Below are 12451 nucleotides of genomic sequence, written 5' to 3'. Positions count from 1 at the left end.
GGGCAGACCCCGCTGCGGCCAGGGCGATCAGGCGATGACCAGTGCCACGTTGATGTTGTTGCGGGTGGCATGCGAGTACGGGCAGACGATGTGCGCCTTGCGCACCAGCTCTTCGGCCTGCGCGGTGGGCACGCCCGGCAGCGAGATGGTCAGTGCCACGTCGATGGCGAAGCCGGTGCTGACCGCACCGATGCCGACGCGACCGGTCACGGCTGCACTGTCACCGATGGCGATGTTGTCCTGGCCGGCAACGTACTTCAGGGCACCGAGGAAGCATGCCGAGTAGCCTGCGGCGAACAGCTGCTCCGGGTTGGTGCCGGTGCCACCAGTGCCGCCCAGTTCGGCCGGGGTGGACAGGGCGATGTCCAGGATCTTGTCGGACGAGGTGGCGCGGCCTTCACGGCCGCCGACAGCGGTGGCCTGGGCCGAGTACAGGATCGATTCAATGCTCATGGAATGCTCCGATGGATTGTTTGAGTGGGTGACAGCGCTTGCCGTCACACGCTCATCCTGCTCACCGTCCGGCGCGCCTTCCATCGGACAGCGACGATAGCGCAGCCGGTTCCATCCTCATCGTCAGACGTGCAGATGCACGTACAGCGCCAGCACCGCCAGATGCCCCACGTAGTACCCATAGAACGCCCAGCGCCAGCGCGGCAGCCGCCATGGCACGCGCGCCGCTGCCAGCACCACCGGGATGGCCAGCAGTGCCCAGCCGTTGTGGTTGGCCCAGCACACCGCCCCAAGACCGCCCAGCAGCAGCCACCACGCGCGATGCCGGAATGCGATCCAGCCCAGCAGCACGAAGCCGACCCCCGCCCATTGGTAGTCCACCAGCATCGGCGCCATGCCCGCCGCCAGCAGCAACAGCAGTGGCCGATTGTTGGCCAGCGCATGCACCGCCACCGCGGCCAAGGCGAAGGTGAGCAGGATGTTGAGCGGCAGCCAGTAGCCGAAGGCCCATGCATGCAGAGGCTGCGCGACAAGGCCCCATGCGGCCAGCCGGCGGATCGACTTGCCGAGATCGGCGCCCGGCTGGGCAAGATTGCAGGCCATCACCAGCGCGAACAGCGGAAACGCGATGCGCCCCAGTTCGCTCACTACCGGCAGGTATCCACCGAACAGCACCTTGGCCACGTGATCGCCGGTCATGGTCAGGAGCGCGAGCCACTTCAGCAGCTCGCGGGCGCCACTGCTCAGGACGGGATTGAAGGGACGGTTCCCTGCCATGGTCTGCTGCATCGCCGAAGCTTATGCGCATCGGCAAGCACATTTCCATCACCGCGCAGTCCGCAGGCGCTGCCCGATGCCGTGGGCAGGGGTATGCTGGCAGGCCCTGCTGGTGAGACCCCCGTCATGCGCACCCTCTACCCCCCCATCGAGCCCTACCGCGAGTTCACCCTGGCGGTGAGCGATCTGCACACCCTGCATATCGAGGAGTGCGGCACGCCCGAGGGCATCCCGGTGGTGTACCTGCATGGCGGGCCGGGTGCTGGCATCTCGCCCACCCATCGCCGCTTCTTCGACCCGGCACGCTACCGAATCGTGCTGATCGACCAGCGTGGCAGCGGACGCTCCACTCCGTTCGGTGAGCTTCGCGACAACACCACGCAGGATCTGGTGGCCGACATCGAGAAGGTGCGCGAGCATCTGGGTATCGAGCGCTGGCTGGTCTACGGCGGATCCTGGGGTTCGACCCTGTCGCTGGCCTACGCACAGGCGCATCCCGAACGTGCCACCGGCCTGATCGTGCGCGGCGTGTTCCTTGGCCGCGAGATGGAAAATCGCTGGTTCGCCGAGGCCAACGGCGGTGCACGCTGGATCTTCCCGGAACGCTGGGATCGCTACGAGGCCTACATTCCAGAAGGCGAGCGAGGTGACATGATTGCGGCCTACTGGACGCGCATGGACAGCGCCGATGAGGCCACCCGCATCGCAGCGGCGCAGGCCTGGCTGGGCTGGGAAGACAACGCCGCCACCCTGCAACACGACGTGGATGCGGTTTCCACGGATGACCCGCTGGATACCCTGGCCAAGGCCCGCATCGAGGCCCACTACTTCCGCAATGGCATCTTCCTGGAGCCGAACCAGCTGCTGCGCGATGTCGATCGCATCCGCCACCTGCCGTGCGTGATCGTGCAGGGCCGCTACGACATCATCTGCCCGCCGCGCAGCGCCTGGGACCTGGCCAAGGCTTGGCCGGAAGCCAGGCTGGAGATGGTGACCTCGGGGCATAGCGCGAACGAGCCGGCAACGGTGGATGCGCTGGTGCGCGCCACCGATGCGTTCGCCGACCGGTACTGATGCCTACCCGGTAGAGTCGACTGTTAGTCGACTCGCGCGCGCAGCGCGGGATTTCGGTTTCCTGCAAGGAGCAGTCGACTAACAGTCGACTCTACCCAGGAGCTCTGCCCCCTCTTCACGGATTGGCATCAAACACCACCGTCATGTTGCCTTGCCAATGCGAACCGGGGAACTTCAACATCTCCGTCACCGCGTCACGGCCAGCGGTAAATCGCAGCGTCGAGCGCCGCTGAATCAAATAGCCGTCCGGGGTGAATCGAGGAGACTGCGCATCGTCCGGCGTCAGTACAGCGTCCTGCGCCGGACGCCCATCGCGGACATTGCTCATTCCGGGAATGGTCACGTCAACGTCCACCGGGACCACCACCTCGTCGCGCTGGTTGCGAATGCCGCACCGGTCGTCAATATCATGCTCGCAGCGTAGATTCATGCTGAGATCCATTGAGCTTGTCAGCAGAAATGGAAGCTCCTGGCGAAGGCGGTTCGGCCGAATGCCATGATCCCGCCATTGCGACCATCCACCTTCAGGCAAGAGCTGCACGCTGGGCATCTCCGCTGGGAAGCGCACTCTGAATTGATGCTGTACCTCGAGCTCGATTAAGATATTCAGTACGCTATCGGATATCTCCGCACGGTCACCAAAGTCGATGTCTCCTCCGGGACCCATGGTCAGCTGCACAACCCCGACATAGCGGCCATTTTTCATACTCACCGCGTTTGGAAATTGCAGTTCATAGCTGATTCCGAAGTACAAGAATCTTCCAGGGGGTATGTCTGCCAGCGTTCTCTTTGAGCAGGCCTGCCCCCGTTCATCGAGCCGCCATTGGAAATCGAACCACGCACTCTGTCCTCTTCCATGAATCAGGGTGCAAGGAGAGGGGGCGTAGTACCCAGTGGGCTGCACCGAGTTTGGTCGCCCTTCAATACTCCCCGTAAAGCTATCGACCCGCCACCGCACCTCCACCGCGCTCCCATCTTCTTCGTGTGTCAGCACGACCGTCCGCAGGATGGAAGGCATGCGGAAATAGAGGGATTCCCGGCCTGTAGCCCCGGCTTCAAAGCCTTCCGGATAGTTAATGGCCACATCATCCAGACGGATGCTGGGTCTGCAGCCTGGTCGGGTGCAGTAGTTGTGGCGAGGCGTTGTGTCCTTGAACTGACCGTTGCCGGGTTCCTGCGGCGTGGGTTTGTATTCGCCAGTTATCTTCAGATCCAGCGCCTGCACTTGCCAGGTTCCTGCGAAGACTCCAAGTAGCGCGAGCATCCTGGACCAGCGCTGACGCGGCTCAATGATCTCTTTCAATTCGATGCTCCTGATACAGAATTGCGCCGGGCATCTGCCGTTGCAGCGTGCGGGATAGCTGCTTCCTTGCTGCTGGTACATCCAACGCCCCCCACCATCAACACATCGCCCTCGCGCGGATAGCGCCCCTCCTCCATCGTCAGTAAACAGCTGACCAGGTTCGGGTAACGCAGCTCCACCACCGGCGCGCGCGCGCTCAGTTCCAACGTGAAGAACCCTTCCTCCTGGCTGACGCTGCGCCCGGCATGGTTGATCACCTGCACGCCGCGCACGCCATTGCCATCGGCATCAAGCACCTGGCCCATCACTGTGAAGGTACGCAGCACATCCACGGTGGCGTGCATCACCCCGCCCTTGTTGAGGTGATAACTGACGGTGGAAGGCTGCAGCGCGGCGGCCGGCGCATGCCGGCCCTGGAAGTCGAACTGCACGTGGCCCGCGCGGTAGGCGGTCACCGGCACGAAGTTACGCCCCGGCTTCAGGTCCACGCCGCCACCACGGCTGTCATCCGCGCGCAGCGCGACATCGGCATAGTCGCTGCGCACATCGACGATGATGCCGGTGTCCACGCTGCCACTGCGCCCCTGGCCCAGCACGGCAGCGTGACCGCCGCCGATCACCACGGTGCTGTCGAGGTTGGCGCTGCCGCTGATGCGGCCGGCGTCGGCGCCGCGGTACAGCTGCACATCGCCTTCCAGCAATGGGCTTTGCAGATAGGCGCCCGCGCCGGCACCGATACCGCTGCGCTCGGCACTGATCATTCCGTTCACGCTCTGCACAAGCTTGCCATTCACACGCTGCGAGGCTGCAGCGCTGACATAGGTATCGCGCTGGCCGGCCTCGCCGGTACGGCTGCCCAGGCTGCCGCTGTAACTGCGGCGCTCGCTGCCCAGCGACACGCTGACGGTCAGGTCGACGCCGCGCTGCCGGCGATAATGGGTGAAGCGGCTGCCGGGACGGTCGTAGGCCGAGACCCGCCAGTTCACATCGTGCCTGCCGAACAGAGTCTCGCGTCGACCGTAGGAGACATCGATGCCGGTGCCTTTGGTGAATCCCGAGCTGCGCGATACGCGCAGGCTGGCGTTGTCGCGGTGGTTGAAGCGATGGGTGATCGATACTGCTGTGGTGTCCTGCCAGCCGCCCCGGGTTTCCCAGCGCGGCGCCGAGCCATCGCCGGGCAGCACCCGATGGCGCTGCTCGGTCCAACTACGCGCATGGTTGGCCACTATCGAGCCGGCGCGGTAGCGGTACAGCCCCTGCAGGTCGACGCCGCGCCCGGCATCACTGGAAGTATAGAAATTGGTGTACGTGCTGAAACGGTCGCTGGCCTGCCAGTCCATGGATACGCCAGCGGCACGGCGTTCGCCGATCTGCTGAACCGAGGCGCCGGCCACCGCACGCGGGTGGAGCAGGTAGTTGACCACAGCGCCTGCGGCGACCTTGCCATCCTGTGTTGAGCGCCCACTGTCGAGCAGGCCGCGCTGCTGGCCAGCAAACACGCTGTAGCGCCAGCGCCGGGACGGGTCGGTCCAGCGGCTGGGCTTGTGGATCGATGCGGTTTCGCGCGAGGCTTCACGGCCATCTTCAATGACCCGCAGTTCCACGTCATAGATGCCGCCTGGCAGGCGACGGGTGTCGATTTCCTGGATGCCGGGCTTGACCGCCTGCGTGGACAGCAGGTTGCCGTCGCGCAGGATCTCCACCACGCCTTCGCGGCTGGCGGTGACGTAGACAGGGTACACGCTGGGGCTGCGCGTATCCGCCAGCAGCACATCCGACGAACCGAGCATGAACCCGAGCGCGGTATCGTTCTGCGTGCCCGGTGCACGCGGCTGGCGGATGATGCCTTCGAAGGTGGGCAGGAAGTAGCCTGCGCGGACGAAATGATCGCCCAGCTCGCGCTGCGCATACAGCGCACTGAGGTAGTGCTCTCTGCTGCCAGGCTGAGCGTAGTACTGGTAGCTGCCGACCGTACTCCAATGACCGACGCTGCCGCGTAGTTCGGCGCTGTAGCGCGCGGCGGTCTGCTGCTCCTGCCCCCCATGCACTGACAGGCTGTTGCGCACGATCAGGCCATGGCTGCCGGTCTCTGGCAGTGCGATATGGCGCTCTTCCTTTCGTGCCCCCGCCGGGGTCAGCAGGCTCAGCAGGGAGTTGGCCAGGCTGTAGTGCAGCGCGGCCAGGCCGCGGCATTGCTGGCTGCAGATACCCAGCGCCATCGGCTCGGCCAGCGCCTCGGCCCAGCGCGCCCGCTCCGTCTGCGGAAGCGGGCTGTCATGGACTTCGCCGAAGCCGATCAACTGCACACGATTGTCTTCGTGCAGCAGCACCTCGGCGTCCCCCAGATAGCCCCCGTCCAGCTCCACCCGCACGGTGAGCGGATTGCCAAACAGGTGCCCGCGGAACTCCGCGGGCATGCGCTCGCGCTGCTCCAGCAGGCTGGGCAGTTCACCCAGCGCAAGACCGGCGGCATGGCTGGACGCGGCAAACACCACGGCGCCAATGCCAGCCGCCAATCGCGCAAGGGCCGGATATGCGGGAGCGAGGGGAAGTCTCATGGGCGGATGCCTGCGCCCTCCCGCCGCATCGATGACGCGGCAAAAGGGCACGAGGCTGCATGATCGTCAGATGTCGCTTTCGAAGATCATGTGGAACTGGCCGCCGTAGCTGCCCTGCTTGTAGCCACCGCTCGGCGCAGTCGGGGCAATGGCAAAGGCCAGTGACTTGCCGGCGGCGGCCTGGGCAGCGTTGGCCACTTCGATCTTCGCGGCCGAGGTGGCCGGCACCACCACGTTGTCCAGCTTCACTGCCAGGTCGACCACGTCGGCAGCCGAGGCCATCTGCGCTGGTGACGACAGGTAGGCACTGATCGCCGCCGGCGACTTGATATTGATGACGCGGCCGGTCAAATCGCCCAAGGTCTGACGGGCGGTATCCCACGGCAGGTTCTGCGGCAGGCCTTCCCAGCCATCGGGGGTGGACACCTGCAGGCCGGCGCTGTTCGGCACGTCGGCGGTGACATTGATGGTGATGGACTTGGTTTCGGTAGCGGCCAGGGCAACGGCCGGGGTGATCAGCAGGGCGGTGGCCGCTGCCAGCAGGGTGGTCTTCAGGGACATGGATGCACTCCAGGTTCAAGGGTGGAAATCAAGGTGCCAGGCAAGGGCAACACCGTCCCAGCGGGCGCCTGGCAGGCCCGTTCGGGATAGATCCATCGGTGGAAGTGGGCTTAACGGCGTGAGTCAATGCTGCGTTGGCTATCGCCTTCGCGAAGCTCGAAGCGCAGGAACTGGTTCTCAGCGGCCTGCAGCGCGTAGCTGTTGCCAGGACGCACATGGGCAATGATTCCCGGCGTGCAGGTGTCGGGGCGGTCGCGCTCGCACTGACGCAGGTTGTCCAGCACCACGGTGGCATTGCCACGGTTTCGCACCTGCTGTGGTTCAACGAGCGTGTCGTAGCGCGGGTTCTCCGGCGCGACGAAGAAGATCGTGCCGTAGCCGGTGAATACGCGGATGGCAGAGGTGAGCTCGGCCGCTTCGCGCGCCTGTTCCTCGCTGAGCGCGAACTCCGCGGCGTTGGGCGCCACCGGCACGAACCGCAGGCGGTAGTAACGTTCTTCGTCGCGCGCGCCGCGATACACCAGGCGCGTGGCCTGCTGGCCATTGCCTGCAATAATCAGGCGGCTGGGGCTGGCGATGACGCCCTGCGCATCGGGCACATTGCGTACCAGAGCACTGGTATCCACCCGCGTCTCACGGGCCTTGCCGTCGGCATCGAAGTGCATCTGGGTGACTTCCACCCGCACATAGGCGGTGGCATCACCGGTGTTGCGGATGCGCTTGAGCAGGTTGCTGTGCGAGGGCTGCAGATAGTCGAACAGCACGCCGACATTGATCTGCGGTGTGGATGCCTGCGCGCTACCAGACAGGATGACCAACAGACTCAAAGAGAGAAGACGATGCATGGCGAGCCCGCAGGGAATGGCGAGCGCGAATTTTCACGACCTCATCACAACCTCGATATGCAAAAAGTTGCAAAAGTCGGACTTGTCCTACAGGTTTGAAACGATTCCTAGTCTGCCGATCCTGGCCTGCGGGACCGGCGCACTCGCGGTGAACGGCAACCCACTCGCGTGGACGCTTTCCTGCATTCTTCGCAACCCGCTTACAGTCCCGCGCAGAAGATCCGGCCGTGACCACCACTGCGGTGGCCTGCATCCCTACCTCTGGAGCCTGCCATGACCGGTGTTCGCTATCTCCCCGTTGCCCTCGCCCTTTGCGCGGGCCTGCTGCTCGGCGCGTGTTCCAGGACCCAGGAAGCCAGCAAGGCCACCGCGGCCGAGGACGTAACCGAAGTGAAGCTGATTCCAGCCTATGAATCGCTGGACAAGGACAAGGACGGCATCGTCACCCTCGCCGAAGTCGATGCGGTTGCGCCGGACTGGGCCGAACGACTGCATGCCTGCGACACCGACCACGACAAGACGCTCACACGTGGCGAATATGACGTCTGCAAGCAGACCACGCCCGCTGCCCATTGATCCGCGCCTTGGCACAGCGCCGGGCCCGGCTATACCAAGGTATAGCCGGGCTAACCCACGAGCCTCTAGGACTACCCCATTCAGGGGCGGACAATAGCGCCACTGGCCAGGCAACCCTGGCTGCCCCACTCCCCTCATGGAGACGCAGATGGACCCCGACCCTGCCGGGCGCACCGCGCCCCGTATGCCCGCCTGTTGCCTGTTCCTGGCGCCTGTCCGCCGGTCCCTGCCTGCCTGAGTGACGGGGGATCGCCAGGCGCCGCTTGCCTGGAGATCACCCCCATGTCCTACAAGATCCTCTACATCACCCTGCGCCGCCTGATCGGCGAGCGCGATGTTGCCGCCCTGCGCAGCCACCTGCTGCAGCACGGCGCCGTGGTTTTCGCCCGATCGCTGTCGCTCGGTTCGCCGCGCGTGGTCGCCGACGCACTGTCGCTGCTGCCGATCAGCGAACGCATCAACGTGCTGCGCCATCTGCCCTACCCCCTTCGCGATGCGATGAAGCCGCTGTGCATCGGCGGCAGCCAGCGCCTGCACATGCAGCCGTGGTCACCGGCGGTGCTGGCGATGCGCCACGCCTGAACCGTTGCATCCGTTCCGTTCGTGTTCCGGCCGCGGCCGGCTCTGACATTCAAGGAGTTCCCATGAGCCTGCTCAACGCCTGGTTCAATGCCTTCCTGCGCAGCCGTCGCGCAGGCAACCTGTTCGGCCGTCGCGCCATGCCCGAAGCCGGCTTCGGCCCGGGCAGCGCCGAGGCCGCACCATTCGCGCTCACCACCGGCCTGGTCACCCTGTCGCAGCTGGACGAGCCGCGCCTGCTGGCTGCGCTCGACTCGCACGTCGATGGCCTCAGCCCGCACGAGGCCGAGGAGCGGCTGGCCACGCTCGGCCCCAACGAGGTGGATCACGAAAAGCCGCTGCCGTGGTGGCGTCATCTGTGGCAGTGCTACCGCAACCCGTTCAACCTGCTGCTGACCGTACTGGCGGCGGTGTCCTGGCTGACCGAGGACATCAAGGCCACGATCGTGATCGGCGCGATGGTGCTGCTGTCCACGCTGATCCGTTTCGTGCAGGAAGGCCGCTCCAACCGTGCCGCCGAGCGGCTGAAGGCACTGGTCGGCAATACCGCACGCGTGCTGCGCCGCAATCCGGGTACCGAGGCCGCCGATGTGGCCGACCAGTACTTCGGTGCGCACCTGCACAGCCGTCGCCCGGCACGCCTGCTGGACCTGCCGATCCGCGAGCTGGTGCCCGGTGATCACATCGTGCTGTCGGCCGGTGACATGATTCCGGCCGACTGCCGCGTGCTGACCGCCAAGGACCTGTTCGTGGCGCAGGCAGCGATGACCGGCGAGTCGCTGCCGGTGGAGAAGTTCGCGCACCCGGGCGATGGCCTGGCCGGTCTGCTGGAGCAGCACAACCTGTTGTTCATGGGCACCAATGTGGTGTCCGGCACCGCCACCGCCGTGGTGCTGGCCACCGGCAACCGCACCTACTTCGGCACCCTGGCCCAGCGCAGCACCGCTACCGACCGTGCGCCAACGGCGTTCCAGGCTGGCGTCAACAGTGTCAGCTGGCTGCTGATCCGCTTCGCGCTGGTGATGGTGCCGTTCGTGCTGCTGATCAACGGCTGGACCAAGGGCGACTGGACCGAGGCGTTCCTGTTCGCGCTGTCGGTGGCGGTGGGCCTGACCCCGGAAATGCTGCCGATGATTGTCACCTCCACCCTGGCCAAGGGTGCGGTGCTGCTGTCGCGGCGCAAGGTGATCGTCAAGCGCCTGGATGCGATCCAGAACTTCGGCGCGATGGAGGTGTTGTGCACCGACAAGACCGGTACCCTCACCCAGGACAAGATCGCGCTGGAACGGCACACCGACGTATTCGGTCACGATTCGGAGGATGTGCTGAAGTTCGCCTACCTCAACAGCCATTTCCAGACCGGGCTGATCAACCTGCTCGACCGTGCGGTGCTGGAGCACGTGGAGCTGCAGAGCTCACTGCGGCTGTCGCAGGACTACCACATGGTGGATGAGATTCCGTTCGACTTCGAGCGCCGCCGCATGTCGGTGGTGGTGTCCGAACGTGAGGACCACCATGAGCTGATCTGCAAGGGTGCGGTTGAGGAGATGCTGGCGGTATGCAGCACCGTGCGCGAGAACGGCGAGGACAAGCCGTTGGATGAGCAGCGGCTGGCGCGCGTGCGGCAGACCACCGAGGAACTGAACGAACAGGGCCTTCGCGTGGTGGCAGTGGCGATGAAGGAAACTGCTGCCAGCCAGACCGTGTATTCGCAGGCTGACGAGTGCGGCCTGACCCTGGTCGGCTACGTGGCCTTCCTCGACCCGCCGAAGGAATCGGCTGCACAGGCGCTGCAGGCGCTGGCCGCGCATGGCGTAGAGGTGAAGGTATTCACCGGCGACAACGAGCTGGTCACCGCCCGCGTCTGTGCCCAGGTCGGGCTGGAGGCGGACACCATCCTGACCGGTCCGCAGATCGAGCGCATGGATGACGGCGCGCTGTCGCGGGCGTTGCACCACCACCGTGTGTTTGCCCGATTGACACCGCTACACAAGGAGCGCCTGGTACGCGAGCTGCGCGCACAGGGCAAGGTGGTCGGTTTCCTCGGCGATGGCATCAACGATGCACCGGCGCTGCGTGCTGCGGACATCGGCATCAGCGTGGACAGCGCGGTGGACATCGCCAAGGAGGCCGCCGACATCATCCTGCTGGAAAAGAACCTGATGGTGCTGGAGGAAGGTGTCATCCAGGGCCGGCGCACGTTCAACAACATGCTGAAGTACATCCGCATGACCGCCAGCTCCAACTTCGGCAACGTGTTCTCGGTGCTGGTGGCCTCGGCCTTCCTGCCGTTCCTGCCGATGCTGCCACTGCAGCTGCTGGTACAGAACCTGCTGTACGACATCTCGCAGATCGCCATTCCGTTCGACAACGTGGACGAGGAGCTGGTGCGCAAGCCGCTGAAGTGGAACCCGGCAGACATTGGACGCTTCATGGTGTTCTTCGGGCCGATCAGCTCGATCTTCGACCTGAGCTGCTTCGCGCTGATGTGGTACGTGTTCGATGCGCGCACACCGGCCGACCAGGGCCTGTTCCAGTCCGGCTGGTTCGTGGTGGGTCTGCTGACCCAGACCCTGATCGTGCACATGATCCGTACACCGAAGGTGCCGTTCCTGCAGAGCATCGCTGCGCCGCCGCTGCTGGTGATGACCGGCCTGATCATGGCCATTGGCGTGGCCCTGCCGATGAGCCCGCTGGCTGGCTACTTCAAGCTGCAGGCCCTGCCGACCGGCTACTGGCCGTTCCTGGTGGCGATCCTGTTCGGCTACGCGGTGCTGACAACCGTGCTGAAGAAGATCTACATCCGTCGCTACGGCTGGCAGTAAGCGCCCGCCGCCTGGTCCAGGGAGAAACACAATGGACATCAATCCGAACCTGCCGGCGTTCAACGCCGGCGCGACCCTGAGCTCGCTGATCAGCCTGTCGGTGGCGTTCGTGCTTGGCACCGTCATCGGCCTGGAGCGGCAGCTGCGTCAACGCACCGCCGGCCTGCGTACCAATACGCTGGTGGCAGTGGGTGCGGCGGTGTTCGTCGACCTGGCCGTGCGCTTCCATGACCTGTATGGCGGCCCGCCCTCACCGCTGCATGTGGTGGCCTATGTGATCTCCGGCGTCGGTTTCCTCGGCGCCGGCGCGATCATGAAGGACGGTGCGCAGGTGTCCGGCCTGAACACCGCCGCCACCCTGTGGGGCTCGGCGGCGGTCGGTGCCTGTGCGGGCATCAAGCTGCTGCCGGAGGCGGTGATGGCGGCGGTGTTCGTGCTGGCCGCCAACACCCTGCTGCGGCCAGTGGTGAACCGCATCCAGCGGCAGCCGCTGCCGGAGGCGTTCAGCGAGGCGACCTATGCGATCAACGTGGTCTGCCAGCGCGAGCAGCAGGCCGAGGTGCTGGACCAGCTGTTGCTGCTGCTGGAACAGGCGCACTACCCGGTACGCGCGGTGGACCAGCGCCCGTTCGGCGAGCGCGACGTGGAGATAGAAGCGGTGCTGTATGCCACCACGGTCGATGCCGGTGAACTGGATGCGGTGCTGGCCACGCTGGCGACCACCCCCGGCGTGCTGCAGGGGTTCTGGAACGCCAGCCTGGATGAGTAGTGCCGGCCGCTGGCCGGCAACATCGTGCACCGCTTGGTAGGTGCCGACCTTGGTCGGCACAGACCTGGGAAGTGCCGGCCGCTGGCCGGCAACCTCATAGACTCCGGGACGATCCTGCAGCTGCCGGCCAG

11 protein-coding genes are annotated in these 12451 nt (G+C 65.3%); 5 read left to right on the top strand and 6 right to left on the bottom strand.

Features of this window, described 5'->3' with window-relative positions; all coding sequences use genetic code 11:
- Positions 1 to 27: 27 nt before the first annotated feature.
- Positions 28 to 453: an organic hydroperoxide resistance protein gene (locus tag V3B48_RS00055; protein ID WP_121503386.1), complete on the bottom strand. Its 426-nt coding sequence runs from the start codon at positions 451 to 453 to the stop codon at positions 28 to 30.
- Positions 454 to 576: 123 nt separating this feature from the next.
- Entirely contained in the window at positions 577 to 1230 is a 654-nt protein-coding gene (locus tag V3B48_RS00050; protein ID WP_329892888.1) for a TraX family protein, read from the bottom strand.
- A 126-nt stretch (positions 1231 to 1356) separates the two neighbouring features.
- Here V3B48_RS00050 and pip point away from each other — a divergent pair, with 126 nt between their 5' ends.
- On the top strand, positions 1357 to 2304 hold the full coding sequence (gene pip, locus V3B48_RS00045; RefSeq protein ID WP_329892887.1) for a prolyl aminopeptidase: 948 nt from the start codon (positions 1357 to 1359) through the stop codon (positions 2302 to 2304).
- A gap of 115 nt (positions 2305 to 2419) precedes the next feature.
- Here pip and V3B48_RS00040 read toward each other — a convergent pair whose 3' ends face one another.
- The 4 genes from V3B48_RS00040 to V3B48_RS00025 all read right to left on the bottom strand — a co-directional run bounded on the left by V3B48_RS00040 (position 2420) and on the right by V3B48_RS00025 (position 7553).
- Positions 2420 to 3607 (bottom strand): hypothetical protein, encoded by a 1188-nt coding sequence (locus V3B48_RS00040; RefSeq protein ID WP_329892886.1) that lies wholly within the window; start codon positions 3605 to 3607, stop codon positions 2420 to 2422.
- On the bottom strand, positions 3604 to 6165 hold the full coding sequence (locus V3B48_RS00035; protein WP_329892885.1) for a TcfC E-set like domain-containing protein: 2562 nt from the start codon (positions 6163 to 6165) through the stop codon (positions 3604 to 3606). Before V3B48_RS00035 ends, V3B48_RS00040 begins: the two co-directional genes overlap by 4 nt.
- A 66-nt stretch (positions 6166 to 6231) precedes the next feature.
- Complete coding sequence (locus V3B48_RS00030) at positions 6232 to 6726, bottom strand: CS1 type fimbrial major subunit (RefSeq protein WP_329892884.1); 495 nt, start codon at positions 6724 to 6726, stop codon at positions 6232 to 6234.
- A gap of 110 nt (positions 6727 to 6836) precedes the next feature.
- Complete coding sequence (locus V3B48_RS00025; RefSeq protein WP_329892883.1) at positions 6837 to 7553, bottom strand: CS1 fimbrial subunit B flags: Precursor; 717 nt, start codon at positions 7551 to 7553, stop codon at positions 6837 to 6839.
- Positions 7554 to 7844: 291 nt separating this feature from the next.
- Here V3B48_RS00025 and V3B48_RS00020 point away from each other — a divergent pair, with 291 nt between their 5' ends.
- From V3B48_RS00020 to V3B48_RS00005, 4 genes are all read left to right on the top strand, one after another.
- Complete coding sequence (locus tag V3B48_RS00020; protein WP_329892882.1) at positions 7845 to 8147, top strand: hypothetical protein; 303 nt, start codon at positions 7845 to 7847, stop codon at positions 8145 to 8147.
- 282 nt (positions 8148 to 8429) lie between these two features.
- Positions 8430 to 8729, top strand: coding sequence for a hypothetical protein (locus V3B48_RS00015; protein WP_032129479.1), 300 nt, complete (start codon positions 8430 to 8432; stop codon positions 8727 to 8729).
- A gap of 62 nt (positions 8730 to 8791) precedes the next feature.
- The gene (mgtA, locus tag V3B48_RS00010) at positions 8792 to 11551 is read left to right on the top strand and encodes a magnesium-translocating P-type ATPase (protein ID WP_329892881.1); all 2760 of its coding nucleotides are present in this window, start codon (positions 8792 to 8794) and stop codon (positions 11549 to 11551) included.
- 31 nt (positions 11552 to 11582) lie between these two features.
- Positions 11583 to 12320 carry an MgtC/SapB family protein gene (locus V3B48_RS00005; protein ID WP_285301700.1) on the top strand — a complete coding sequence of 246 codons (738 nt, stop codon included), beginning with the start codon at positions 11583 to 11585 and terminating at the stop codon, positions 12318 to 12320.
- Positions 12321 to 12451: the final 131 nt, after the last annotated feature.

The sequence above is a fragment of the Stenotrophomonas sp. SMYL20 genome (assembly GCF_036320045.1).
Lineage (GTDB): Bacteria > Pseudomonadota > Gammaproteobacteria > Xanthomonadales > Xanthomonadaceae > Stenotrophomonas > Stenotrophomonas maltophilia_A.
Note: the sequence above shows the minus strand (reverse complement) of the source record. Positions and strands in the feature narration are given on the sequence as shown.